This window comes from Desulfoluna spongiiphila (assembly GCF_900101345.1).
Lineage (GTDB): Bacteria > Desulfobacterota > Desulfobacteria > Desulfobacterales > Desulfolunaceae > Desulfoluna > Desulfoluna spongiiphila.
In genome coordinates this window covers 20,201-44,687 of record NZ_FMUX01000022.1, presented here as the reverse complement: position 1 = coordinate 44,687, position 24,487 = coordinate 20,201, and the positions used below count along the sequence as shown (strand labels likewise).

The following is a 24,487-nucleotide window of genomic DNA, read 5'->3' as shown; positions in this document are numbered from 1 at the left end:
ATCTATGCAATCCCTGCCGGTATGGCCAGCTGAATGAGTTTCGTGACAATGTCGCCGGTGTAGAGACCTAAAGCGATGAGTGAAAGGGCCGCAAGGATCAGGGGCACCACCATGGTGACCGGGGCTTCGCTCATGGCGGGGCCGTGGTCGTGATGGCCGTGGCCCTCTGCAAAGGGCTCGAAAAAGGCGATCTCAAAGATGCGGAAGAAGAGCACGGCGTTGACCAGGCTGCTGAAAAGAAGCGCGGCCACAAAGCCCCATTGCCCGGCATCGATGCCGCCGGAGATGAGGTACCACTTGCTGAAGAACCCGCAGGTGGGGGGGATGCCGATGACGGCCAGGGCCGCCAGGACAAAGCCCGTCATGGTAAAGGGCATCTTGCCGAAGAGCCCCTGAAGGTCTTCGAAGCGGTCGCTTCCCAGCTTCCAGACGATGGCGCTCACGGCCATGAAGAGGGTCAGGGTCATGGCGGCGTCGTTGATGATATGAAGGGTGGCGCCGGTGACGCCCGCCTTGTTGCCGAGCCAGAAGCCCCCCACCATGTAACCCACCTCGGCCACGATGATGTAGGTGAGCATCCGGGAGAGCCGTCGCTGCATCAGGGCCAGAAGGGACCCGGTGACAATGGCCGCCACAGCCAGCCAGACGATGGCTTCGGAGAGCAGGGCCCGGGAGAAGGTGAACTCCGGGGTAAAGACCGTGAGGCCCACCCGCACCATGGCGTAGATCATCACCTTGGTGGTCAGCGGCGCAATGAGGCCGGCCGAAGCCGACGGCGCGTTGCTGTACGCATTGGGCAGCCAGCCGTGCAAGGGAAAAAGGGCCATCTTCACAAAGAGCCCGGCCATGCAGATGACCAGGGCCAGGAACAGGGTCCCGGAGCCTGCGAGCTTGGGCATCATGGTGGCGATGTCGGCCATGTTGAGGGTGCCGGTGGCGATGTAGATGTAGCCGATGCCCAGAAGGTAAAAGGAGGCGCCGATGGTGCCCATGAAGAGGTAGTTGAGACTCGACAGGGGGGCCCGCTCCTTGCCCAGGCCGATGAGGGCGTAGCCGGTGAGGGATCCGATCTCAAGGAGGACGTAGAGGTTGAAGGCGTCGCCTGTGGCCACGATGCCCACCATGCCGGAGAGAAACATAAGGTACAAGGCCAGGTAGGCGCTTAGTTTCTCGGCGAAATCCCGCTCGATCCAGGTTTTGGCGCTGATGAGGTTGAGGAGCGCCACGGCCAGGATCACCACGAGGACCGGTGCGTTCAGGTAGTCGATGACGTAGACGATGCCGATGGGAGGGCGCCATCCCGCCATTTTGTAAACAATAGGGCCTGCTGCCATGACCTGGGCGCAGAGGCCGACGGAAACCGCCAGGGCCCCGGCCAGAGATGCCACGGCCAGGGGAAAGCACCAGCGCCGGTCGATCCACCCCATGGCGGAGACGATGAGCGCCGACAGCAGCGGTATGATAATCAGGAGTGCCGGAAAATGCTGTGTCATTCTTACTGTCCTGCCTGCATGCGAATCTGGTGGTTGATGTCGTCCTCTTCCAGGGTGCCGTACTGCCGAAAGACCTTGATGGCCAAGGCCAGGGCCACACCGAGGGTGGCCACCGAGACCACGATGGCCGTAAGCATGAGGCAGTGGGGAAGGGGGTTGATGTAATCCGCCGCGTGGACGGCCGCGTGGCTCCCTGTGTGGGCGTCACCCATGATGATGGGCAGGGTGCCCCCCTTTTTGTAAGCAATGGAGACGTAAAAGAGGATGATGGCGGTCTGGAAGATGTTCATGCCGATGATCTTTTTCACCAGGTTGTTCTTGGCGATCATGGCATAGAGGCCGATCATCATGAGGATGGTGTAGATCCAGTAGTTGTATTTGGCCGCAAGGAGCGGTAACAGGTCGGTCATGGTATCAGAGCCCCTCGTCGTGTTTCCCTGCAGAAGACAGGTTGTAGTAAATCCAGATAATCACCGCCATGACGGCAAAGGCCACGCCGATCTCCACGATGAGGATCCCGTGGGATCTCGCCATGACCGCATCGACTCCCAGAAGGGGCGCCAGGGCTTCGTAGTTGAGGAAGTTGGCCCCGAACAAAAGGCACAGGGCCCCGGTGCCGGCGTAGATGAGAACGCCCAGGGAACCGAACAGGGCCGCGACCTTTTCAGGGAACCGCCGGATGGCCCGCCGCAGGTCGTGGCTGATGGCGTAGAGGATAATGGACGCCGCCAAAAGCACCCCGCCCTGGAATCCGCCGCCGGGGCTGTAGTGGCCGTGGGCCACCACGTAGAGGGCGAAGATCTGGATAAAGGGAATCACGAGGCGGCAGGTGTTTTTAATGATGATCTGATGGGGCACAAAGTGGGAGTCGAGGCGACGGAACACCTGGGAGTCTTCCGCAGGGAGCTTGCCCCCCTCCTTGATGTGCAGGGTCACCCCCGTGGGGAGGTGCCGGTACATGCGGGTGGTCTCTTCCGGGCTTTTTTTGCGACGCAGAAGAAAGAAGCAGGCCAGGCCCGCGGCAAAGACCACGGTGGTTTCGAACATGGTGTCGAACCCACGGTAATCGGCCAGCACGCTGGTCACGACGTTGGGGGCGTGGGTGTCCGCCTGGCCGTGTTCCAGGTAGTAGGGGGAGAGGTAGGTGTTCGCCGGTGAGTCCGCATCGCCGAAATCGGGGAAGGCCCCGGTATGGAAGATGATGAGCCCGCCCGTGAGGACGACGGCGATCATGGCTAAAAGTCTCAATCTTTGGTCCTCCGTGTGGTGTGAAAGACGGCCGCCACGCAAAAGACGGTGCTGACGCCCGCCCCTACGGCTGCTTCGGTGAATGCCACGTCAACGGCCCCCATGCATGCCCAGGCCAGGCACATGAGAAAGCTGTAGGCGCTGAAGACAATGGCGGCCCCGAGGAGATCCTTGACGGCCAGGGCGCCGATGCCGCTGATAACCACAAGGGTGAGAATCGCCAGATCAATGGGAATCGTCATCGCTGCCTCCGTTTTTCTTTTTTGTCCACGGAGCCAGTCCCGCCCGGATGCCGGCGTCCACGATGGCGTGGGTGGCGGTGGGGCTGGTGATGTAGACGAAGATGACTATCAAGATGATTTTTATGGCCGTCAGGACATGGGTCCCGGAAAGGCCGTGGTGGCTGAGGACATAAAGGGCCAGGCCGCTCATGGAGAGCAGAAGGCCCATGGAGTCGATCATCCCGGCGGGATGGAGCCGGGAGTAAAAGTCGGGGAATCGGATCACGCCCACGGCACCGGCAAAGAAGAAAAAGATGCCCAGGGCGATGATGAAGAGGCTCACATAGGTCATTTTTTACGTCTCTCCTTATTTCTGCGTGAGGGAATCACCGTGGAGCCCCTTTTTCTTATGGAAGTAGCGGGCCGATGCCAGAACCGTGATGAAGTTCAGCAGGGCATAGGCCAGGGAGATGTCCACGAACATGTCCACCCGGTCAAAGAGAAGACCGATGATGATGAGAAGGACCGTGGTCTTGGTGCCCAGGGCGTTGATGCCGATGATTCGGTCCAGGATGGTGGGGCCGGCAATGGCACGGTACAGCGAGAGCAGCGAAATCAGGCAGATGGCAATGGCTGCGCAGAGAAAAAAATTAGTCATGGTCCTCTCCGAATACGGTTGCGACGCGTTTCTCCATCTCGCCGGGCAGGGGCTCGGCGGACGCGTCGTCGATGGCGTGTACCACATAATCCCCGAAGACGGAGAGGGAGACGGTGATGGTCCCGGGGGTCAGGGTAATGGAGTTGGCAAAGGTCACCAGGCCCATGTCATCTTTCATGCGGCTTCGAAAGGCAATGAGCTTGGGATTGATCTCCTCATGCAGCCTGGGATGAAAGACGAGTTTGAGAAGGTGGAGGTTTGCCAGGACGATCTCTTTGATGAGCCACGGCATGTAGAGAAAAAAACGCAGCCAGAGGCCGGGCATTCCTTTAAACGTGGTGGCGGTGATGAGAAGATCCGATGAGATGAGTGAGACGATCACGCAGGAGATGACGCCAAGGGAGAGGTGGAAGATGTCGAGCTTACCCGACAAGGCCACCCAGGTTGTCATCATGACCGCGAAGGTGACCGCAAAGGGAACCAACTTGAAGCCGTTTTCAGCTTCCGGCCGGCCCTGGCGCGGCGGCGGGGTGTTCATTTTTCTTGTCACAGTTGCTACCTTCCTCAGTGTTGACACTGTCGCTGAGACGACCCGGGGGATGATCCGAGCCGTTTTCAGATGTCAGGCAAAAGCGTCCGCTTGTCACGGACGATGGATGCAGTTGAAGGACGCATCCATTCATCACACCTCGTGGCCGGTGTGGGTGCGCAACATATCCGGGAAGTATGTCAACGGCCCGAGATGCACGCTGAGACCGATTATACCTAGGGCCTCGCCAGGAGTGTGACGACCGTGGATAAATGGCTATTCTGCAAAAGATCATTTAGGGTGTCAAGGGGTTTTGGCGATTGATGAATATGTTCAATTAAATTTATGGATTAGCGTGGGTTAAAACGCTGTAAGTTACTGATAAATATAGCTACCTTTTCGCCGTCCGCGGTTTGTGTCGCAAAGGAACATCCTATTTTCTTACCAGAAGATTTTCGTGGTTTCCCTCCGGGGGAAACAGGGCAATGCCTTTGGTTCAGCGTGTTCTTATCCCTTGGTTCGGTTGCCTTGTGAGATTTGTCGACTTCTCCTGTGTATCTGGTTGATATCGCAGCCTATATGTGTGTCGGGCTGACACCGGAAGACCCTTCGGCCTTCCGGTGCCAGTAAACAGCGGCGCGGTTAAGGCAGCAATACCGGCATGCCCATCATGGGCCAGACGACCAGGACAAACAGGGCGGTGATCACCATGAGAATAAGGCTGGCGACAAGGCCGTAGGTGAAGAACTCACCGGTGGTAAACTGGCCCGAGTCGTAGGCGATGGCGTTGGGTGCCGCCCCCACGAGGAGGATAAAGGGCATGCCCGACGTGATCAGGGAAGCAAAGAGGATCACCTCCGGGGCCACCCCCAGGTAAGGGGCGATGACCAGGGCCACGGGCAGGGAGATGGCGATGGCCGCCACGTTCATGATGAAGTTGGTCATGACCATGACAAAAAAGGCGATGCTCATGACAAAGACAAACCAGTGGGCCTCTTTAAAAAGGGTGAGCCAGTTGACCGCCATCCATTGGGCCGCCCCGGTCTCCCAGAGACAGAACCCGATGCTCATGGCCCCGCCGAAAAGTAGGATGATGTTCCAGGGGATGGCCTCCAGGTCCTTGATGTCCAGGATGTTGAGGACAAAAAAGAGAATGGTGGAGACCAGGATGATGGCGGTTTTGTTGACCCCTGCAAGGGCCGGGATAAAGGCCCGCAGGGAAAGGGCCAGGATGCACAAGAAGATGATGATGGCCGACACCACCTCGGTACGGCTCATGGCACCCATCTCTTTGAGCATAAAGGCCGAGCGCTCCTTGATCCCTTCGATGCGCTGTTTCTCGGGCCGGAAGAAGAGCATGACAAAGGCCCAGAGAATAAAGACCATGACCCAGCCCACGGGGAACATGTAGTAGGAGAGGCCGAAGAAGGTGATCTCGCGGCCCACGATGTCCTTGAAAAAACCGATGGCCACCGCCCCCCGGGCCGCCCCCAGCAGGGTGATGATGGAGCCGGCACCGGCTACATAGGCCATGCCGATGAAGAGCCCCTTGCCGAAGCGGGTGGGCTGGCGGTCGTCGGCGTACATGGCGTGGATGGTGAGGAGCAGCGGGTACATGGTGGCGGCCACGGCCGTGTGGGCCATGATGTGGGTAAGGGCGGCCGTCACCATGAAGCAGCCCAGGTAGATCATGCTGGTGCGCTCCCCCACGATGGAGAGCATCTTGTAGGCGATGCGTCGGGTGAGGCCGGTCTTGGTGAACACCATGCCGATGACCAGAGAGGCAAAGATAAAAAGGACCGAAGGGGCCATGAAATCCTTGAACGCCGCGTTGGCGGGCCGGATCATAAACATCACCTGCAGCACCCCGATGGTGAGGCTGGTGATGCCGATGGGCAGGACCTCAAAGACCCACCAGATTCCTGCCAGCAGGAAGACGGCGATGGCCCCCTTGGCTTCGGTGGTGAGGACAAAGCGTTCGCCGTTGGGGTCGATGGCATCCGGCCAGGCGGAGCTGTAGTAGACCAGGGTAAAAAGCCCCAGCCCCAGGGCGAGAAAGAAGATGCGTTTCCAGTCAATGGGCCGTGTTTCGGCCTGAAGGGTTTCCGTTACCATAAATAAACCTCCATGCAGGGAGTCTCAAGTCTGTGGCGTCCGTCCCGCCCGGGCGGAGGGGACGGGGTGGTGCGTGCAGCGCTCATTACCAGCCTTTTTTTTCGATGATGTTGTTGATCTCCGCATCGCGAATACGGGCCTCGTGGTCGCACTTGAGTTTGTAGGCTCCCTCTAATTTCTCGGCGATGACGCCGATGTCGCAGGGCTTCATGAGAAAATCCAGGGCGCCGGCCTTCATGCCGGTGATGGCGCGCTCCACCGTGGCTTCCCCGGTGAGCATGAGGACCGGGACCAGGGGGTGGTCGGCTTTGATGCGGACCAGGGTCTCGCACCCGTCGAGCCCCGGCATGAGGACGTCCAGGATCACCAGGTCCGTGAGGCCCTCGGTAAGGATGGCCAGGGCCTCCTCCCCGGAGTAGGCCACCTGTGTGTTGAAATCCCGAAGCTCCAGGCGCTTGGCCAGGGTGTTTGCGAACTCTTTCTCGTCATCCACGACGAGGACATGGGGTTTGTAGGTCATCTCTCTCTCCTGAAATGGTGTTGGCGCGTTTTGCGGTGCGTTGCCGCCATGCGCTGTGTGTTACGCGTCGGCCGAGGGGGCCTCGGCTCTGTTTGACTTGATTTTCTCGTAGGCCGCCTTCATGGTCTCGGTGAGGCGGTCGATGTCCGCGGGCTTTTGGAGGTAGGCAAAGGCGCCCATTTCAAGGCATCGCTTGCGGTCTTCTTCGGAGCCGTGGCCCGTGAGGATAATCACCTCCACATGGGGCCGCTGGGCCTTCATGTTCTTCAAGACGTCGTAGCCGTTGACGCCCGGCATCTTAAGGTCCAGGACCATGACGTCGGTCTCCTCTTTTCCGACCATGGCCAGGGCCTCTTCCCCGCCGTAGGCCACGGAGGTGGTCATCTCCCGCATCCGGAGCCTTTCGGACAGGGTCTGGACGAACTCTTTTTCATCGTCCACCAGAAGGACCCGGGGCGGGGTGGGCAGGTCGAAGTCGTACATGACGTTGGCCTTGTAGAACCCCTTGCCGATGCGGGTCGATACGGACGTCACCCCGCTGATCCGTGCAGCGTCGGCCTCCACCTTCTGCTTGAATTTTCCCAGCATCAGCACGTTTTTGTTGATGGTCACCGTGACGTGGCCATCCTGTGCCTCTGCCGTGAGCCCTTCACCGGTGTCGATGAGGGCCTGCTCCACCCGGGAGGCCAGGGCAAAGTTCGCCACCAGGCGGTCCGACTCCTCGGGCTCCACCTCGATGCGTGAGAGGCTCTCCGTGATGAGGCTCAGGGCCTCGGGCACAGGGGTCTTGTCCGTGGGGATGACCAGGTCGTAGAGGCTGGGGTCCCAGGCGCTCTTTCCGTGGAGGGCGCTGCACCAGAGCTGGGCCGCCTCGTCTGAGGCCTGGATCCTTGAGGTGGCCTCGCTTTCCGAGATGTTCCGTGTGTCACAGGCACTGGCGATGCGTCGTTTCCTGTCGGTGATGAGAAGGGCCCGCAGCACCGGGGTGAGGGTCGCAGGGATGAGGTGGCCGCTGAGCCCGTGGAGGATGATGTCCCCTGCGTCCAAAAGCTCTGCCAGGGTGAGTTTCACCGCGGCCAGGCTCTTTTCCCGCTCTTTGGTGAAGGTGTTGAAGGTGGGGGTCTGCCCTTTGAGGATCTTGAGGAGGGAGGCCTCTTTTAAGCGCTCTCGTGCGGCGGTGAGGGTGATGATCTCGCGGTCCGTGAATACCTTCATGCCGGTGGCGCTGCTGAGGGCGTCTACGATGGCTCCGGCCTGGCTGAAGGTGCCGTTGGTGATGGTGATGGATGGCATATGCGGCTCCTTGTGTGGTGGTTGTTTATGAATTGGTTCAGTATAATTGATGGATTGCAAGGGGTGTGCCATAGGCTGAATGAGTAGTTAAAGCAGGGTGTTGTTTGGGATGGTGGTCGGGCGGGTGCTTGCGATGAAAACACAATGAAACTAAATGAAACAAACAAAATGAAACGATATGAAACAGTTTGAGGACGGGGGATGGGGAATGACATTGCCCATGGGTTACCGGTCCGCGGTCCGGCAGCGGTTTTCTGGGGGGCCGCGTGACGCCGGGTTAGGGGGCCGTCATGGGGAACCCTTGACCGTGTAGAGCATCAAGGGACCACCGGGATGCATGGAGAAGGGAGATGCAAACGGCGGTGCGGGCCGGCCCTTGCTACCGGGGGATGAATCCCCCGGTCACAGGCGGGCTACCCGTGTGTGAGGGTGAGGCAGAGGCTGTGGTGGTGGCAGGTGAGGGTTCCGCCGAGCCCTTGGGCCAGGGAGCACAAGGGCTCGGACAGGTCCACGGGACCGTGCCCTTGAAAGGTGATGGAGAAGGTGGCGCCGGTAAGCTCGGGGGTGACGGGGGTTTCTTGGGCTTGTGCGGGGTGGCTGGCCGCTTCCAGGAGGCGAAAGAGGAGCAGGCGCAGCTTCACGGGCTCGCAGGGCATCGAGACGGAAGGGACCGGTGCGGTGATTCGGCCGTGGAAGTGCCGCTGGGTGAGGGCGACGATCTCTTCCAAGGCAATGCCGGCATCGGTGGGGCCCAGGGGGCCGGGATCCGGGGCGTGGGCCAGGCGGTTTAGGTGGCTGAGGAGGCCTCGGCCCCGTGCCACCTGGGTCTCGATGGCGGCGATGCTTTTCCCGAGCTGCTCCGGTGAGAGGTCGCCGTTGCCCTTGAAGTGAAGCAGGTCGGAGAGAAGCCCTGCGTGCTCGTTGATGATGGCCAGCACGTTCATGAGATCGTGGGTGGCCGGGGCGGTGACAGCCCCCATGAGGGCCGTGGTCTCCTGGTCAGGCGTCTGGGGGCTCATGATGCAGCCACCTCCTTGAGTTTGTCCAGGAGGTCTTCGATGGCCAGGGGCTTCATGAGGTAGTCCGCAGCACCCAGGCGCATCCCCTCCATGCCCTCCCGGGTGGATCCGTGGCCGGTGAGGAGGATCACGGGCAGGTTCGGTGCGATGTGCCGGATATGCTTCAGGGTCTCCAGGCCGTTCATGCCCGGCATGAGCAGGTCCAGGATCACCACGTCAAAGGTTCCGTTTCGGACCAGGGCCAGGCCGGCTTCTCCGTCTTCGGCCGTGGCCGTTGAAAATCCCCTGATCTCCAGGCGCTCGGCCAGGGTGGAGACAAATTCCCGTTCATCGTCAATCAGCAGGACATGTGTGGTCATGGGGCAGGTTCTCCCTTCCGTGTGTCGGCGGGGGGGCTTGGCAGGCAACGTCACCGTAAAGGTCGTGCCTTCCCCCTGCAGGGTGTTCAGTGTGATGGTCCCCCCGAGTTTCTTGAGGATGCCGTAGGTGATGGAAAGGCCCAGGCCGGTGCCGTTGCCCTTTTTGGTGGAGAAGAAGGGGTCGAAGATGCGTTTGGCCACATCCTCGGTCATGCCGCAGCCGTTGTCTGCAACGGTTACCAAGACCCCGCCTTCCCCCACGGGCATGGAGGCGATCCGGATGGTGCCGCCGTCGTTCACGGCGGAAAAGGCGTTGGTGAGCAGGTTGAGAAACACCTGCTGGAGCTGTCCACGGTCCGAAAGAATGTCGGCCAGGTCCGGATCGAGGTCGACGCTCACATCGAGCTGGCGATAGAGGGCTTCCCGCTCCAGAAAGCCCATGACCTCTTTTAAGATCTCATTGATGGAGAGGGACTCCATGAGGGTGTCGAGTTTTCTGGCAAAGCCCAGGAGGCGATGGGTGATGGTCTTGCAGCGGGAGACCGATCCGATGATGGCTGCCGTGAGATCCGAGAGGCGCTCCCGGTGGGGGAAGTCCTCCCCCGCGGCCACCAGGTCGTTCATGAGGCCCGCCTTCTCGTTGATGATGGCAAGGGGGTTGTTGATTTCGTGGGCCACGCCTGCGGCCAGGCGCCCGATGGAGGAGAGCTTCTGGTTGTGTTGCAGCTCGGTGAGGGCCGTCTCCCGGCGTTCGTCGGACTCTTTGATGCGCCGCACCAGGGTGCCGGTCATCTTCACCACCATGAAGATGATCACCAGAAGGCTTAAGGCGTAGACGAGGAGGGCATCGGATTTCAGGGCATACCAGGATCTCAGCACCACGGAGCGGGGCTTGGCGATGACCAGGACGTAGTCCGCGTTGTTGAAGCCGGAACAGGCCAGAAGGATCTGGCGGCCGTCGGGATCGGTGGTCTCCGTTACAAAGGTGCTCCGGGTGCCGCTGGGGATGGTGAGCCTACAAGTCTCCAGGGTTTTGCCGTAAAAGGCGGAGTTGGTCTGAAGGGTCCCTTCGGAGTTGATGAGAAAGGCATCGCTTAAGGGGGAGAGCCTCAGGTTGCCCAGGAGTTTGTAGAAGCGGTCCGTGTCGATGGTGGCCCGGATGATCCAGTTGGTTCCTTCCGTGGTGTAGCGCTGTACCGCCACCACGATGTGGGGAAACTGGCGGTGCCCCATGAAGACGTTGCTGATGTAAGAGCCCTTGATCAGCACCTCCTGAAAGGATCTCTGGCTGGCGTAGTTTTTGCCCTGGAGGTTGTAGGGGCCTGCGTAGTTCACCAGGTCGCCGTCGGCGTTGATGATGGCCAGGTCCACAAACCCGCCCAGTTCGGATTTCAGGATCCGCAGGATGTGGTGGAGGGTCCGGCTGTCCTGAAGGTCCTCGTAGTCATAGGCGTTGGCGATGAACCGCACCGTGGAGAGGCGCTCTTCGAAAAAGAGCTCAAAGGAGTACTTGGCCTTGCTGGCCGTGTTGGCAAGGGGGGTGATGAGCTCGTTTTGCAGGTGGCGGCCGTACTGAAAGTGGTTGAGGATCCCCATGACGGTTAAGGGGGTGATGGTGACCACCAGCATGGTGATGATGATGTTCCGGGTGAGGTTCCGGTAGTGGCCCGGAGAGTCGGCCCCCCGGCTGAAGAGCGCGTCGATCTGGTTGATGAAATTACGGATGGTCCACATGCTGTCCCTCCACAATGCGGTCGCAGAGCATCTCCCCTTCGGAGAGGTCCCCTTGAAGGTGGCGGATGAGGGCTTTTTCCCAGGGTCCGGCCACGGCATCGATCACGGTGATTTTTTTCCAGGCAAGGAACTGAAAATACTCTTCCTCGATGGCGCCGCAGATTACGCAGGTGATGTTCTCGGTGAGGATCAGGTGGCAGAGCTTTTCTGCGGAGGCCTGTGGCAGGACCACGGTCTTGTCCTCGGTCTCGCCCCCCTTGAGCAGGGTGACGATGTGCACCTCGGCGGCCAGGTCGAAGCGGGGGGCCACCTCATCGGTGGCGATGGGGATGAGGATCTTTGTTAACATGGAAAAAACTGTATCATAGAGTTTTAAATTGTTTCAAGTGCTTAAATGGACAAGGGTCAGGCGGTGATGCCGTATTGTTTCATTTTGCGCCAGAGGGTGCTGCGGCCCCAGCCGAGGGACCTGGCCGCCTCCTGGCGTTTTCCCCGGGCCGTCTGCAGGGCCGCAAGAATCATCTCCCGTTCGGTGCTGGCCCAGGTCCGGGGGGCACCGGGGGAAGGGGCCGTGTCATAGGAGGCCACCGGGGACGGGCCGGACGCATCCGGGGACGGAACCTGGGGCGGCCCTTCCAGGAGATAGGCGGGCAGGGCGCCCACGCCGATGGTGGTGTCGGTGGCCATGTTGACGGAAAATTCCACGATGTTTCGCAGCTCCCGGATGTTTCCGGTGAACCGATAGTGGGTGAGCAGGGCCAGGGCCTCCCGCGAGAAGCCGGTGAGCCTCTTGCCGAGCTGGGTTCGGTAGATCTCCAGGAAGTGGTCCAGCAGGATGCGGATGTCTCCTTTGCGTTCACGAAGCGGGGGCAGGTGGACCCGGGCCACGTTGAGGCGAAAGAGCAGGTCCTGGCGAAAGGTGCCTTGGGCCACCATCTGCTCCAGGTTGCGGTGGGTGGCGGCAATGACCCGGACGTTGGCGTGGAAGGGGCGGGTCTCACCTAAGGGGTAGATCACCTGGTCGTCCAGGAAGGTGAGGAGCTTGACCTGCAGGGCCAGGGGCAGGTCCCCCACCTCCGTGAGGAAGAGGGTGCCGTTGTGGGCCATGCGGAATCGGCCCGGCTTGCTCTCCACGGCCCCGGTGAAAGCGCCCTTGGCGTGGCCGAAGAGCTCGCTTTCCAAAAGGGTCTCGGGAAGGGCCCCGCAGTTGACCTTGACAAAGGGCCCCCCGGCGCGAAGGGAGGTCTGGTGGATGGCTTCGGCCACCACGTCTTTGCCGGTGCCGGTTTCTCCCGTGATGAGGATGGAGGCGTCGCTCTGGGCCAGGATGGGCAGGGTCTGGAAGATCTTGTCCATTTTTTCGCTGCGACCGATGATCCCTTCGAAGCTGAAGGCCTGGCTCTTACGGCTGTCCAGGCTCCTGACGGCCCGCAGGTCCTCGATGGTCTCCATGTACCCGGTGAGGTTGCCGTGGGCGTCGGTCAAAGGAGCCAGGGTGAGTTTCACGGGCAGGCGGACCCGGTCCCGGTTGATGAGGTCACTCTCACAGGGCACCGGGGTGGTGATGTCCCCGTTTTTCCTGGGGCAGCCCTCCACACAGGCCCGGCTGCGAACGATGTAGCGGCAGGGGATGCCGTAGGCATCGCTCCGGGAAAAGCCGGTGAGGGTCTCAAAGGCGCGGTTGAGCCAGACGATGTGCAGGTCCCTGTCCAGGACTGCCGTGGCCAGGGGGACTTCATCCAGGAACCGGCCAAAGGAGAGCTCGGTGGAGAGAAGATGAACGATGGCCGGGGAGGGCACGGGCATGGGGGTCTCCTTTGTCTTTGGTCAAAGGCTCAGGGCCGGTGGCGTGATGCCGCCTCCTATCCATCGCGTACCCGGCAGGTGGTGTCAAGGGGCAATGTAGACAAGGGATGCCGACGAAAAAAGGGTGTCAGAAAAATTTCCACTGTGTAAACCTTTGTCACGGGCCGGTCCCGCACGGATGTCATTTTTCAAAGGATTTCAGACAGGCACTGCTGGCATGGGTCTTGCTGAGTTAGGAGGGCACTGACACGTCAGCTTCGGGACAGGAGAGGACCCTCCGGGGTGCGGTGCCCCTGGGCGGCGGATGCCAGCATGATGTGCGGGGCACCGGCGGGATCGGTGCGTGGTGGCCCCGGATAACGGCAACACCGATTGCACGGGTGGAGGGTAAAAACGAATATGACGGCCATAGTGATTTCCGGGGGCGAAAGCGAACGGGTCCGGACGCTGGTTGAAGACCTGGAACGGGAGACCGGAAGCGTTGCCATGGGAGATGACGAGCTCATCGGCATGGCGGCTGAAGGGGGCGGGGGAAGCCTGGCCCTCTCATGGGCTCTTTTCGGCGCTCACCCCCTGGCAGACCGTATGGTAAATGAACGCAAATGTGCCCGGGCCCGGATGTGCCGGGCCATGGCCACGGCCCTGGAGCGGGGGGTGAGGATTTTTTACGGAGACCTGGGACACCTGCTGCAGCGTTTTCCCGTGGCGGTGTTTCGTGTGCTTTTTGCCGATGCCCGGGGCGACGGCGATCGCGGATGGGCGCGCCGGCGTCGGCGCTTGTTTGGCCGGAGTTTTCTCGATCACACCTTCTACGACATGTACCTCCCCTGCGGGCTCTCCCCGGCCGGGGAAGAAGCCAGGGCCATTCTGGAACGCACCGCCGTCGCCATGGGAGACCCCGGCCGCCCCCTGTCCGTAGACCGGCTGCGTCTGGCAGCCGACATGGCCGAGGCCGAATTGGACCTGGTGCGCCGCGGTGTGGATGTGGAGTTCTGGAACCACGGGAACGGGTTGACCCTGTGGAACCAGTCGCCCCTCGACAACGGCGAGCTGGAGGACCGGGTGAGGCGGAACTACGCCCTGGGGGCCATCTCCTGTCGGCGGGGCGCACCGCCCTCCCTTTTTGAAGCCCGGGTTCCCTACCTTTTGTCCATGCGGGTGGAAGGCGACCGGGGCCTGGCGGAGATGACGGAGGCCGTTGCCGGACGCAACGGGGGGCGCATGGCCTCGACGAAGCATGAGGTGGTGATTTACGGTGGCCTCGGGTGGGGGGGGCGGTTGCTGGTTGACTTGCCCGACTCCCTGACCGATCCCGAGGAGGTGGTGTGGCGTCTCATGGCCCTTCACCCGGGCCGGAGGCTGGTTTTACCGGCATCCCGTTACGCCTGGCTGGTGGCCCGCATGGGGCTTGATACGGGAGCAAGGAGGTAGAAGATGCCGGGTTTTTTGAGCCTGCGAACGAAAACCACGTCCCTCGTGGCCCTGATGGTGGCCGTGACCCTGGCCTGCGGCGGGGTGATGATATGGAATACCTACCGGGTGGATCGCCTTATTCAGGGGATGGTGAGCGACACCGTGGCGGCCTACCAGGCGGCCGAGGCCCTGGAGACGGCCCTGGTAAACCAGAAGGGGTTCATGTCCTACTATGTCATGGACCGCAATCCCGAATGGCTCCAGCGCCTGGGAGAGTACCGGCAGCTGTTTCGCATGAGGCTGGAGCGGGCCCAGGGGTTTGCCGGAACCGCCGAGGAGCGGGAAACCCTTGCGACCATCGGGGAGGCGTACGACCTTTACGTGACGGCCAAAGACAAGGCCCTGGGCCTTTACATCAGCGGCGATGAAAAGGCCGGGGGCGAGGCCCATGCCGGGGTGAGGGCCCAGTTCTTCCAGATCCTCACCCACTGCGAAGCCTACAAGAAGGCCCATGCCGAGGAGCTCTTTGAAACGCGGCAGGCCGTCCATGCACGGGCCAGACAGCTGCGATGGGTCACGATGGTGGCCCTTCTCTGTGTGACCTTTCTGGGGGGCTCCCTGACCCTGCTGCTGGGCCGTCAGGTCCTGGCACCTTTGCGTCGCCTGGCCCGGGAAGAGGCCGGTGAACTTTCCTTAATGGAACCCAACGAAGTCAAGGCCGTGACCCACCGCATCGAGAACCTCATCCGCAGCGCCGGCGAGGCCCATACCGAACTGGCCCGGAGCCGCGAGAACCTCCTTATGGCCGAAAAGATGGTGCTGGTGGGAAAACTGGCCGCGGGCATGGCCCACAGCATCCGAAACCCCATGACCTCGGTGAAGATGCGCCTCTTCTCCCTGAACCGTTCCCTGCCCCTCACCCGGGAGCAGGAGGAGGATTTTCAGGTCATCACCCGGGAGATCGGCCAGGTGGACACCATCGTCCAGAACTTCCTGGAGTTTTCCCGCCCCCCGCGCCTGGCCATGCAATTAGAAAGCCCCTCCACGGTGGTGGACCGGGTCCTCCAGCTCCTCTCCCATCGCCTTCGCTCCTACGAGGTGGCCGTGGAGGTGAAGCGGGAAAGGGCGCTCCCCGAGGTGACCTGCGACCCCGAGCAACTCAAAGAGGCCTTTGTGAACTTTATGGAAAACGCCTGCAAAGCCATGGGCGGTGGAGGCCGCATCGTGATCACCGAGCGGGTGGTCAGCGAGACCGACGGTGCGGGCCTTGCGGAGATCTCCTTTGCCGACACCGGGTGCGGCATCCCCGAAGAGGAGCTTGAGCAGGTGTTCCAGCCTTTCTTCACCACCCGGGAGGACGGCACCGGCCTGGGTCTTCCCATCTCCCAGCGCATCATCGAAAACCACGGCGGCTGGATTGATGTGGACTCCGTGGCGGCCAAAGGCACCACCTTTGTGGTCTACCTGCCCATGGACAGCGAAGAAAGGGGATAGGGGGATGTCTTCTATGGTTAAAGTCGGGAGCAAAAGCAAGCCTCCGGCGGCGAGGTGAGCCACCTCGAAAGCTGATTGCCATTGCGCTTTGCCCTTCGTTCCTCAGGGCAAAGCGCAATGGCCTTCGGCTCGGGCTGCGCCCGATATAAACGCTAATGGTTTGTGCGGGCTGGTCCACACGCTTTTTTAAAAACTGTTTGTCAAACTTTTCAAAAGTTTGGCCCCCGGCAGGGCCGCCGGAGGCTTTTCCTTAAACTAAGGAGCGATATGGTTACCATTCTTATTGTGGACGACGACGATTCGTTGCGGGCGTCCTTTGAAAAGCTGCTTGCGGCTGAGGGGTACCGGGTGCACAGCGCGGCCAACGGCCTTGCAGGAATTGACCTTGCCGAGCGATTGAAGCCGGACCTTGCCATCATCGACATGAAGATGCCCGGCATGGGTGGCCTGGAGCTTTTCGGGCGTCTCAAGGAGGTGGCGAGCCTTATGCCGGTCATTGTGATGACCGCTTACGGCACCACGGAGACCGCCATCAAGGCCACCAAGATGGGGGCCTTTGATTACGTGCTCAAGCCCTTTGATATTCCTGCGTTGCTGCGGCTCATTGGGCAGGCGGCCGAGGCGGGGCGCTTCATGAAGTCCACCGTGACCTTAGGCGGCACCGGGGCAGGAGCTGTTCCCGGAGGCGATGAAGAGAGCATCGTTGGGATCAGCCCTGCCATGCAGGAGGTGTACAAGTCCATCGGCCGGGTGGCGGCAAGCGACGCCACCGTGCTGATCCGGGGCGAGTCCGGCACCGGCAAGGAGCTGGCGGCCCGGGCCATCTATCAGCACAGCAACCGGAGCGGGCGGCCTTTTGTGGTGATCAACTGCGTGGCCATTCCCGAGACCCTTTTGGAGAGCGAGCTCTTCGGCTACGAGCGGGGGGCCTTTACCGGGGCCACCCACCGGAAGATCGGCAAGATTGAACAGGCCAACGGCGGGACCCTTTTTTTAGATGAGATCGGGGACATGCCCCTGGAACTCCAGACCAAGATTCTGCGATTGCTCCAGGAGCGGAGCATTGAGCGCATCGGTGGCCGGGAGACCATCCCCGTGGATGTTCGGATCATAGCCGCCACCAACCGGGACCTGGAAGGGGCCATCAAAAAGGGGCGGTTTCGCGAAGACATCTACTACCGCCTCAAGGTGGTGACCCTTGCCCTGCCTCCTCTGCGGGAGCGCAAAGGGGACATCGCCCTTCTCACCGATTACTTTCTCCGGCGCCACGCCCTGGAGCTGGGCATGGCCAATCCCGGCATCAGCCAGGAGGGGTTGAAGCTCCTGGGGGGCTACGAGTGGCCGGGTAACGTGCGGGAGCTCTCCAACGTGATCCAGAAGCTCCTGATTTTTCACCGGGGCGGGGCCATCACCCAGGAGAGCATCGCGCGAAGCCTCGGCCAGGATGTCGTCACCGAGGATCCCTGGAAGGACCCGGAGGAGATCATCCGCCGCTGGGTCCGGGGACGCCTTGACCGGCGGGAAGATGATCTGTTTGAGCGCCTCCTGGATGAGTGCTCCCGGGTGATCCTCTCCGAAGCCCTGGCCGCCACCGAGGGCAATCGCTCCCAGGCCGCCCGGCTGCTGGGGATCTCTCGGCCTACCCTCCATGCCCGCATGGACAAGTACGGCATCACCGTGGGCGCTCGTATCAACGCCGGTGAGACCGAGGAGCTGGGAAAGCATCAATAATAATGGAAACGCTTGCCTCCGGCGGCCCTGCCGGGGGCCAACCTTTTAAAAAGTTTGATAAACAGGTTTTTAGTAAGTCTTTCCAGGCTTCGCCGAACCAATTTCGATAGTTTGTCATTTTCGGGAAAGTTTTTTGCGGAGCTTTTTTTCAAAAAAGCGACCCGCCGGAGGCAAGCTGAATAGTTACTTAAGTAAATTTTTTTGAAAGGCGGATGTGATTTGACCCAAGGAACGAGGGGCAAAGCGCATGCGCAACCAGCTTTCAAGGTGGCTCACCTTGCCGCCGGAGGCGTTTTTTCTCCAAAAAGGAGGCGATGATGACAGGCAGGGCATACGATCGGAAAATCGCGCGGTTTATCCTGGGCAACATGACCCTTGTTCCCCTGGTTCCCTTTCTCGTACTGCTGGTGGTGGGGGCCATCCTTTTTTCCGGTGCCATGGAAAAAAGCATCATGGCGCGGATCTCCCAGACGGCCCGGGATCACGGGATGATGGTGGACACCTTTTTAAAAGAGCGGCGCACCGACCTGGTGCTTCTGGCCTCCATCTCCTCATTTGAAGCGCTGTCGAATCCCGAGCACCTGGAGGCGGCCTTTGGCCATCTCCAGTCCAGCTCCGGGGCCTTCATGGACCTGGGGGTTTTCGACGAGGCCGGGGTGCATGTGGCGTATACCGGCCCCTATCGGCTGGAGGGTATCGATTATCAGGAGGAGTTCTGGTTTCGAAAGACCATGGACACCGGCTCCTGGATCAGTGATGTCTTTACCGGATTTCGCAAGACCCCCCATGTGGTGGTGGCCGTGCGGGTGCAGGGGACGGGGCGTCCCTGGGTGCTGAGGGCCACCATTGATACCGATGTGTTCCAGGCCGTCACCGGCGGGGTGCGCATCGGCCAGACCGGGGAGGCCTTTCTCTTAAACGACGAAGGGGTGTACCAGAGCCTTCGTCCCTCCCGGGGCAAGCTTATGGAAAAGGACCCCGACAGCGATGCCTACGTCATGGGTGACGGGTGGGCCGGTGCCCGGGTGATCCCCTGCCGGGACGGGGTCAAGCGGGTCTTTGCCTCCACCCGGCTCACGGAAAAGGCGTGGCGGCTGGTGGTGGTGCAGGACAAGCGCGAGGCCTTTGAGAACCGAATGCGGATTTATCTTGTGATCTTTGCCGTGATGGTGGCAGGCGGCGGGGCGCTTCTGGCCGTGGGGTACGGGCTGACCTCCCGCATTGTCTCCCGGATCCGGCGAAGCGACGATGCGGCCGTCCACCTGGAAGAGCAGCTCTATCGCGCGGCCCGGCTGGCCGAGCTGGGGGAGATGGCCGCAGGGTTTGCCCATGAGATCAACAACCCCTTGCAGGTGATGCAAAGCGAGCTGGCCTACATGAACGAGACCGTGCGGGACGTGGAGGAGGGCACCGGAGACTTTCAGGTGGTCCGGGAATCCCTGGACCAGATGCGCCTTCAGATCGGCCGCTGCTCGGACATCACCCGGTCGGTCCTCAATTTCGGCAGAAAGAGCACCACCCGGGACCAGGCCGTGTCCATGGGGGACTTCCTTGCCGACGTGGCCAAGATGGTGCGCTCAAGGGCCGAGGTGAGCGGGGTGCAGTTCCGGACGGAGATACCGGAAAACGGCCGCCAGGTCTGGGGGGATCCCTCACGGCTTCAGCAGGTGTTCCTCAACCTGATCAACAACGCCCTGGATGCCGTGGAAGCGCGGCACGGGAGCTGCGGTGGGAAGGTGAGCGTGGCCGTCCGGGAGGAGGCGGAAACCGTGTGCGTGGACGTGTCGGACAACGGGAGCGGCATGGACGAGGAGACCCGCGCCAAGATCTTCTCCCCCTTTTATACCACCAAGCCCCCGGGATCGGGGACAGGGCTGGGGCTCTCGGTCTGCTTCGGCATCGTGGAGGGCATGGGGGGGCGCATCCATGTCTCCAGCACCGTGGGCGAGGGCTCGGTGTTTACCATCTCCCTGCCCCGTTACCGCGAACATTGAAGGTGATGCCTTCTATGGTTAAAGTCGGATGAACGACAGGGCAAGAGGGCTCAGAGTAAAAACCAAAAAGATGCCTCCGGCGGCAAGGTGTGCCACCTTGAAAGCAAGTTGCGAATGCGTTTTCCCCTTCGTTCCTCAGGGAAAATCACATTCGCCATTGGTTTAGATTAAACGGAGTCTGTTTTTAAGGACTTTTTATCAAACTTTTCAAAGGTTTGCCCCCCCCCCCCCGGCAGGACCGCCGGAGGCACCTTTAACCGGACTGCCTCCGGCAGCGAGGTGAGCCGTCTCGAAAGCATACGCCAACCACCACAAGCCCCGGCACACGACTCTTTAAGAGAACGTGGCCGGGGCTTTTTTTGTGCCCATTTTGCAACCTGGGGAATCTGGCCGCCGGAGGCATCTGTTTTAACCTTGTCCGACACCTTGTAAACGGGGCTGACAATGCAGGGGCCGTGTGGTGGATGGGTTTGTGCGAATCCTGCGTTGTAACGGCGGGTTACTGTTTCTGTGCGGGTTGGCATGTCCCGTGCAATTTCTCATGAGAGCAAATCTCCAATGCATTCGTATGCACATGTTTAACCTTAAATACTTTTAGGAGGAATGAATGGAGACTCTCTATGTTCTGCTCGTGGACGACGAGCCTCGTTACCTGGAGACCACCTCACGGCTGCTGGCCCGAAAGGGGTGTTCCGTGGCAACGGCCACTTCCGGGGTGGAGGCCCTGTCCCTGCTTGCCAAGGATCCGGTCCACGTGGTGGTCCTTGATGTGAAGATGCCCGGCATGGACGGGCACGAGACCTTCCGGGCCATACGAAAGAGCCACCCCCTGGTGGAGGTGATCCTGCTGACGGGCCACGGCACCGTGGACTCGGCGGTGGAGGGGTTAAAGGCCGGGGCCTTTGACTACCTGGTCAAACCGGCGGACATCGACCTGCTCTGGGGCAAGATCAGCGAGGCGTGGGATTCGTACCGTCGGCACGCGGAAAAGATTCGGTTGGCCATGCTTGAGCGAAGCATGCAGAGCCCGAGGGATATCATGAAGCAGCAGGGGTCGGATATCGACGCCTAAGGAAGGGGGAACACTCATGGGAGAACGCGACAAGCAAAAGGTGACCGGGTATGACAAGTACGTGGACTGGAAGATCTTCTCCATCCCCGTTGTCCTTTTTTTTCTTATTCTGTTGATGCCCACACCTGGCGGGATGAAGGATGTGGGGGCCGAGTACAAGGTGGGGCCCAAGGCGGTGATCGCCTACCTGAGCCAGGAGCTCTTTGGGGCCCAAAGCACGGAACTGCCCCAGTGGCAGCTCCTTACCGCCCAGATGATGGAGCGCAACATGCGCATGGGGGCCCTGACCAAGGCCCGTTTTCTGAAACGAAACGAAAAGTGGTGCAAAAAATACAAGATCCCTGCGGCAGGGGCCAACTTCAAGCGCGCCCACGCCTTTATTAAAAACGAGGTGGACGACGCCAGGTTCCTTGCCCTTATGGAAGGGGCCTTGAAGCAGAGGCGCGACGTCCTGGACTACGGGGCGCTGTCCGGCAAGGACAAGGCCGCAGCCGACAAGGGGAGCTGGCACATCAAGGTGGCCATCGCCATGGTCGTCTTTGTGGTCCTTTGTTTTCTCACCGAATGCATCCCCCTGCCCGGGGTGGCCTTCTGCATCGGCTTGATCCTGGTGTTCACCGGGGTGGTGACCCGAAAGCAGGTGGCCATGCTCTACTGGTCCGATGCCTGCTGGTTCATCATGGGCTCGTTGATGTTTGCCGCGGCCTTTGTGAAGACCGGGGTGGACAAGCGGGTCTGCCTGCTGATGTTTGAAAAGCTGGCGGTGCCCAACGTCCGGTGGATCACCCTCATCTTTTTTCTCATCATCACCCCCCTGGCCGCTTTTATCTCCGATCATGCCCTGGCCGCCATGTTTCTTCCCATCGGGATGCTTCTCTACCAGAACAGCCTCACCAGTGAGGTTCCGGAAGACCCCGAGCTGGCCAAGATGCTGATGATCGGCATTGCCATGGCCTGCAACATCGGCGGTCCGGGCGCCCCCTCCGGCGGGGCCAGAAACGTGATCATGATGACCTACCTCACCGACATGTTCGGTTTTGACATCGGGTACTTCCAGTGGATCACCTATTGTTTTCCCTACCTGTTCGTCATGATTCCCATTACCTGGCTCATCGTCAACTGGCGCTTCAAGCCGCGTGTCACCAGCCTTGCCCCGGCCATGGACCACCTGCGCGTGGAGATTCACAAGATGGGGCCCTGGAACCGCAAGCAGATCATCGCCCTGGTGGTGTTTCTGGTGATGGTCTTCGGCTGGTTCACGGAAAAAGAGTTTTACAACCTGGGGATCTATCCCATCCGTCTCGGCATCGGGGTGATTGCCGTGGCAGGGGCCGTGGCCTACCTGCTCACCGGGGTGGTGAACTGGCGGGATTACCATGAAAAGGTGGACTGGGGCGTGGTCTGGCTCTATGCCGGGGCCATCATCTTCGGCCGAACCCTGGACACCACGGGCGCCGCCTACTGGCTGGCCCGCACCGTCATCGATTTTCTGGCACCCTTCGGCATGGACTCCGGCCTTCCGCTCATGGCGGTTTCAAACGGGCTCACAGCCGTGCTCACCAACCTCATGGCCGACGGCCCGGCTGCCGCAGCCGTGGGGCCCATTACCCTGAACATGGCAGGCCTGGTGCATCCCGGGACCACCTTTTTGCCCTTCATGGCCATGAGTACGGCCATCGCGTCCAGCTTTGCCTACTGCCTGATCATCGGAACGCCCCCCAACGCCATCGTGTATGCCTCTGGGTATCTTGAGCCCAAGGACTACCTGAGGGTGGGGCTTCCCCTGTGGTTTGTGGCCAACGCGGTCCTTCTGCTCCTCACCGGGGCGTACTGGGTCCTGCGCGGGTTTAACGCCCTGCCGGGCTTTTAATCATCTGTGAATCCTAAGGAGATGGGGCCTGTGAAGGAGCAACATGCCATGAAACCGCCGGTGAGATGGAAAGCCGGAAAGCTCTTTTTTTCTGCGGAGGCCGAGCGCCGCGTGTGTTTTGTGCTGACCCTGGTCATGCTGCTCTACGGAGCGGTGACCTGGGTGACGGGAGGGTAGCCCATGGACACTCACCTGAAACGGGGCCCGGCCTCGGAGGATGGGAAAATCGGGGTGACGGCCGTGCTGCTGTCGCCTTCCCGGGTCTACCGCGCCCTGGCGGCGCGGGGGGCCCTTCACCGGCTGCTGTGGGGGTTGTCCGGGGCGGTGATTCTGAACGGTCTCATGGCGGGGATGCTGGCCCCTGGCGGGGGCCGGGCGGTCCTGGGCACCGTGTCGGTGTTCAACGCCCTGGGCATGGCCCTCCTCTCCTCCCTTCTGGGCTGGATGGCCTTGAAGACGGTGGGGGCGCGCCGGGCGCGGCTGGCCGTGGTGGTGCCCTGCGTGGCCTACGGGTTTGGGGTGACCCTGCTTGTCTCATGGATCCCGGGGGCCTTCTGGTACACGGAACCCTGGAAGTGGGGCGTCATCGGTACCGGCTTCAGGGAACTCGGAGGGCTCAGCGGCCGCCGTGCCTTTGTAGCGGTGGTGCTCACCCTTGTGGCCCTGGTGGCTCTCTTCAAGGGGATTTTCATGCTGCAGGGCGTGTAAGGCCGTGGGGCACAGCACTTGATTTTCGTGAAAGGAGAAGACAACGATGAGTATAAAGATACGTGTGATGATTGTTGACGATGAGGAGCGCTTTCGCGTGGCCACGCAAAAGGTCCTGGAGCGAAGGGGCTTTGAGGTGATTACCGCGGAATCGGGGGAGGAGGCACTGGAGCGCCTCGACAAGGCGCCCCAGGTGGTGGTGCTGGATATCCGCATGGCGGGGATGGACGGCCTGACGGCCCTGGGCCTGATCAAGGCTCGCAAGCCCAAGATCCCGGTGATCATGCTCACCGGCCACGGCACCGGGGAGTCCGCCGAGGAGGCCCTGGCTGCGGGGGCCTATGATTTTCTGGCAAAGCCATGTGACATTGACCTTCTGGCCACCAAGATTTACGAGGCGGGGCATGTGCCCGGCACGGACTCCGAGATGGAGAAGACGGTGGGGGAGGTGATGATTCCCCTGGCAGAGTATGAAACGGCCCGCCCCAACCAGACCCTTGGCTACGCCGTTCGGGCCTTAAGGGCCTCTTTTTCGCCCCGGACCCTTTCCGGGTCCCTTATCGAGTCGGGGCAGCGGTCCCTTTTGGTGCTCTCCGACGGCGAGGTCAAAGGGGTGCTTTCCGTCAGGGGGCTCATGGAGGCCCTGCTCCCTGCCTATATCCATGCCGATCTTCCCAGCACGGCCTCCACCATCCGGTACTCCCCCATGTTCTGGAAGGGGCTCTTTACCTCTGAGACCAAAAAGCTCATGGATCGCAAGGTCTCGGATGTGATGACGGAAGCCCCCCCGGAAGTGGATATCGAGGCCAACCTCATGGAGGCCGCGTACCTCATGGTCTCTTTGCGGCAACGCAGGCTGGCTGTGATGGCCTGGGGCCAGTGCCAGGGAATTATCCGGGAGGAGGAGCTCTTCTTTGAGATCGAGAGGATTGCTTCGGAGGGGTGAGTCGGGCGGTTAAAAAAACACAGCCTCCGGCGGCCAGGGGATGATCCCCTGGACCCCATATTGCGAATGCCCTCCCCCTTCGTTCCTCAGGGTGAGGGCATTCGCGAAGGTTTCTGTGAAATTGAGCAAGGCCTGTTTTTCAAGCGCGTCTTGTGTCCATATTTTAAGATGTCGCCGACACAAATACGGATGTGTTTTGGCCCGAGGAACGAGGGGCAAAGTGCATCCGTAACCCGCTTTCAAGGTGGCACACCTTGCCGCCGG

At 61.0% G+C, this 24,487-nt stretch carries 23 protein-coding genes; 9 read left to right on the top strand and 14 right to left on the bottom strand.

The annotated features are described in order from the left end of the window. Positions 1-2: 2 nt before the first annotated feature. The 14 genes from BLQ12_RS22395 to BLQ12_RS28230 all read right to left on the bottom strand — a co-directional run bounded on the left by BLQ12_RS22395 (position 3) and on the right by BLQ12_RS28230 (position 12,995). Positions 3-1,493: a monovalent cation/H+ antiporter subunit D family protein gene (locus BLQ12_RS22395; protein WP_092214336.1), complete on the bottom strand. Its 1,491-nt coding sequence runs from the start codon at positions 1,491-1,493 to the stop codon at positions 3-5. Positions 1,494-1,495: 2 nt separating this feature from the next. After that, a complete protein-coding gene (locus BLQ12_RS22390; protein WP_092214335.1) occupies positions 1,496-1,903 on the bottom strand; it encodes a cation:proton antiporter subunit C in 408 nt (135 codons plus the stop codon). 4 nt (positions 1,904-1,907) lie between these two features. Continuing rightward, positions 1,908-2,741 carry a Na(+)/H(+) antiporter subunit B gene (locus BLQ12_RS22385; protein WP_092214333.1) on the bottom strand — a complete coding sequence of 278 codons (834 nt, stop codon included), beginning with the start codon at positions 2,739-2,741 and terminating at the stop codon, positions 1,908-1,910. Then, positions 2,738-2,983, bottom strand: coding sequence for a Na(+)/H(+) antiporter subunit B (locus BLQ12_RS22380; protein WP_092214331.1), 246 nt, complete (start codon positions 2,981-2,983; stop codon positions 2,738-2,740). Before BLQ12_RS22380 ends, BLQ12_RS22385 begins: the two co-directional genes overlap by 4 nt. Beyond that, positions 2,967-3,314 (bottom strand): monovalent cation/H(+) antiporter subunit G, encoded by a 348-nt coding sequence (gene mnhG, locus BLQ12_RS22375; protein WP_092214329.1) that lies wholly within the window; start codon positions 3,312-3,314, stop codon positions 2,967-2,969. Before mnhG ends, BLQ12_RS22380 begins: the two co-directional genes overlap by 17 nt. 15 nt (positions 3,315-3,329) lie before the next feature. Beyond that, positions 3,330-3,620 carry an MrpF/PhaF family protein gene (locus tag BLQ12_RS22370; protein WP_092214327.1) on the bottom strand — a complete coding sequence of 97 codons (291 nt, stop codon included), beginning with the start codon at positions 3,618-3,620 and terminating at the stop codon, positions 3,330-3,332. Further along, positions 3,613-4,170: a Na+/H+ antiporter subunit E gene (locus tag BLQ12_RS22365; RefSeq protein ID WP_226860102.1), complete on the bottom strand. Its 558-nt coding sequence runs from the start codon at positions 4,168-4,170 to the stop codon at positions 3,613-3,615. Before BLQ12_RS22365 ends, BLQ12_RS22370 begins: the two co-directional genes overlap by 8 nt. Before the next feature lie 621 nt (positions 4,171-4,791). Further along, a complete protein-coding gene (locus tag BLQ12_RS22360; RefSeq protein ID WP_092214323.1) occupies positions 4,792-6,264 on the bottom strand; it encodes an SLC13 family permease in 1,473 nt (490 codons plus the stop codon). An 85-nt stretch (positions 6,265-6,349) separates the two neighbouring features. Then, on the bottom strand, positions 6,350-6,784 hold the full coding sequence (locus BLQ12_RS22355; protein WP_092214321.1) for a response regulator: 435 nt from the start codon (positions 6,782-6,784) through the stop codon (positions 6,350-6,352). A 60-nt stretch (positions 6,785-6,844) separates the two neighbouring features. Continuing rightward, positions 6,845-8,077: a response regulator gene (locus BLQ12_RS22350; protein ID WP_175470012.1), complete on the bottom strand. Its 1,233-nt coding sequence runs from the start codon at positions 8,075-8,077 to the stop codon at positions 6,845-6,847. Between the two features lie 413 nt (positions 8,078-8,490). Then, a complete protein-coding gene (locus tag BLQ12_RS22345; protein WP_092214317.1) occupies positions 8,491-9,096 on the bottom strand; it encodes a hypothetical protein in 606 nt (201 codons plus the stop codon). Continuing rightward, positions 9,093-11,189, bottom strand: coding sequence for a hybrid sensor histidine kinase/response regulator (locus BLQ12_RS22340; RefSeq protein WP_092214315.1), 2,097 nt, complete (start codon positions 11,187-11,189; stop codon positions 9,093-9,095). The genes BLQ12_RS22345 and BLQ12_RS22340 overlap by 4 nt, the downstream gene beginning before the upstream one ends. Continuing rightward, positions 11,173-11,538 (bottom strand): NifB/NifX family molybdenum-iron cluster-binding protein, encoded by a 366-nt coding sequence (locus BLQ12_RS22335; RefSeq protein ID WP_092214313.1) that lies wholly within the window; start codon positions 11,536-11,538, stop codon positions 11,173-11,175. The genes BLQ12_RS22340 and BLQ12_RS22335 overlap by 17 nt, the downstream gene beginning before the upstream one ends. 56 nt (positions 11,539-11,594) lie before the next feature. After that, positions 11,595-12,995, bottom strand: coding sequence for a sigma-54 interaction domain-containing protein (locus BLQ12_RS28230; RefSeq protein WP_092214311.1), 1,401 nt, complete (start codon positions 12,993-12,995; stop codon positions 11,595-11,597). Between the two features lie 399 nt (positions 12,996-13,394). Between BLQ12_RS28230 and BLQ12_RS22325 the strand changes: the two genes are divergently transcribed. The 9 genes from BLQ12_RS22325 to BLQ12_RS22290 all read left to right on the top strand — a co-directional run bounded on the left by BLQ12_RS22325 (position 13,395) and on the right by BLQ12_RS22290 (position 24,223). Next, a complete protein-coding gene (locus BLQ12_RS22325; protein WP_092214309.1) occupies positions 13,395-14,426 on the top strand; it encodes a hypothetical protein in 1,032 nt (343 codons plus the stop codon). A gap of 3 nt (positions 14,427-14,429) precedes the next feature. After that, positions 14,430-15,902: an ATP-binding protein gene (locus BLQ12_RS22320; RefSeq protein WP_139164070.1), complete on the top strand. Its 1,473-nt coding sequence runs from the start codon at positions 14,430-14,432 to the stop codon at positions 15,900-15,902. 267 nt (positions 15,903-16,169) lie between these two features. After that, on the top strand, positions 16,170-17,633 hold the full coding sequence (locus tag BLQ12_RS22315; RefSeq protein ID WP_092214307.1) for a sigma-54-dependent transcriptional regulator: 1,464 nt from the start codon (positions 16,170-16,172) through the stop codon (positions 17,631-17,633). Positions 17,634-17,947: 314 nt separating this feature from the next. Beyond that, complete coding sequence (locus tag BLQ12_RS22310) at positions 17,948-19,627, top strand: sensor histidine kinase (RefSeq protein WP_092214305.1); 1,680 nt, start codon at positions 17,948-17,950, stop codon at positions 19,625-19,627. Between the two features lie 607 nt (positions 19,628-20,234). Beyond that, a complete protein-coding gene (locus BLQ12_RS22305) occupies positions 20,235-20,699 on the top strand; it encodes a sigma-54-dependent transcriptional regulator (RefSeq protein ID WP_092214303.1) in 465 nt (154 codons plus the stop codon). Positions 20,700-20,715: 16 nt separating this feature from the next. Further along, on the top strand, positions 20,716-22,569 hold the full coding sequence (locus BLQ12_RS22300; protein WP_092214301.1) for an SLC13 family permease: 1,854 nt from the start codon (positions 20,716-20,718) through the stop codon (positions 22,567-22,569). Between the two features lie 30 nt (positions 22,570-22,599). Next, the gene (locus BLQ12_RS27570) at positions 22,600-22,746 is read left to right on the top strand and encodes a hypothetical protein (protein WP_175470011.1); all 147 of its coding nucleotides are present in this window, start codon (positions 22,600-22,602) and stop codon (positions 22,744-22,746) included. 3 nt (positions 22,747-22,749) lie between these two features. Then, on the top strand, positions 22,750-23,277 hold the full coding sequence (locus BLQ12_RS22295) for a hypothetical protein (protein WP_092214299.1): 528 nt from the start codon (positions 22,750-22,752) through the stop codon (positions 23,275-23,277). A 46-nt stretch (positions 23,278-23,323) separates the two neighbouring features. Then, positions 23,324-24,223: a response regulator gene (locus BLQ12_RS22290; protein ID WP_092214297.1), complete on the top strand. Its 900-nt coding sequence runs from the start codon at positions 23,324-23,326 to the stop codon at positions 24,221-24,223. The last annotated feature ends 264 nt before the right edge of the window (positions 24,224-24,487 follow it).

Bases quoted from the DNA above. Each gene is read 5' to 3' on its own strand.
- BLQ12_RS22380 (WP_092214331.1), bottom strand. From the start codon at position 2,983: ATGACGATTCCCATTGATCTGGCGATTCTCACCCTTGTGGTTATCAGC.
- BLQ12_RS22390 (WP_092214335.1), bottom strand. From the start codon at position 1,903: ATGACCGACCTGTTACCGCTCCTTGCGGCCAAATACAACTACTGGATC.
- BLQ12_RS22325 (WP_092214309.1), top strand. From the start codon at position 13,395: ATGACGGCCATAGTGATTTCCGGGGGCGAAAGCGAACGGGTCCGGACG.
- BLQ12_RS22320 (WP_139164070.1), top strand. From the start codon at position 14,430: ATGCCGGGTTTTTTGAGCCTGCGAACGAAAACCACGTCCCTCGTGGCC.
- BLQ12_RS22360 (WP_092214323.1), bottom strand. From the start codon at position 6,264: ATGGTAACGGAAACCCTTCAGGCCGAAACACGGCCCATTGACTGGAAA.
- BLQ12_RS22310 (WP_092214305.1), top strand. From the start codon at position 17,948: ATGATGACAGGCAGGGCATACGATCGGAAAATCGCGCGGTTTATCCTG.
- BLQ12_RS22305 (WP_092214303.1), top strand. From the start codon at position 20,235: ATGGAGACTCTCTATGTTCTGCTCGTGGACGACGAGCCTCGTTACCTG.
- BLQ12_RS22340 (WP_092214315.1), bottom strand. From the start codon at position 11,189: ATGTGGACCATCCGTAATTTCATCAACCAGATCGACGCGCTCTTCAGC.
- BLQ12_RS22335 (WP_092214313.1), bottom strand. From the start codon at position 11,538: ATGTTAACAAAGATCCTCATCCCCATCGCCACCGATGAGGTGGCCCCC.
- BLQ12_RS28230 (WP_092214311.1), bottom strand. From the start codon at position 12,995: ATGCCCGTGCCCTCCCCGGCCATCGTTCATCTTCTCTCCACCGAGCTC.
- BLQ12_RS22355 (WP_092214321.1), bottom strand. From the start codon at position 6,784: ATGACCTACAAACCCCATGTCCTCGTCGTGGATGACGAGAAAGAGTTC.
- BLQ12_RS22395 (WP_092214336.1), bottom strand. From the start codon at position 1,493: ATGACACAGCATTTTCCGGCACTCCTGATTATCATACCGCTGCTGTCG.
- BLQ12_RS22350 (WP_175470012.1), bottom strand. From the start codon at position 8,077: ATGCCATCCATCACCATCACCAACGGCACCTTCAGCCAGGCCGGAGCC.
- mnhG (WP_092214329.1), bottom strand. From the start codon at position 3,314: ATGACCTATGTGAGCCTCTTCATCATCGCCCTGGGCATCTTTTTCTTC.
- BLQ12_RS22295 (WP_092214299.1), top strand. From the start codon at position 22,750: ATGGACACTCACCTGAAACGGGGCCCGGCCTCGGAGGATGGGAAAATC.
- BLQ12_RS22345 (WP_092214317.1), bottom strand. From the start codon at position 9,096: ATGAGCCCCCAGACGCCTGACCAGGAGACCACGGCCCTCATGGGGGCT.
- BLQ12_RS22315 (WP_092214307.1), top strand. From the start codon at position 16,170: ATGGTTACCATTCTTATTGTGGACGACGACGATTCGTTGCGGGCGTCC.
- BLQ12_RS22300 (WP_092214301.1), top strand. From the start codon at position 20,716: ATGGGAGAACGCGACAAGCAAAAGGTGACCGGGTATGACAAGTACGTG.
- BLQ12_RS22290 (WP_092214297.1), top strand. From the start codon at position 23,324: ATGAGTATAAAGATACGTGTGATGATTGTTGACGATGAGGAGCGCTTT.
- BLQ12_RS22370 (WP_092214327.1), bottom strand. From the start codon at position 3,620: ATGACTAATTTTTTTCTCTGCGCAGCCATTGCCATCTGCCTGATTTCG.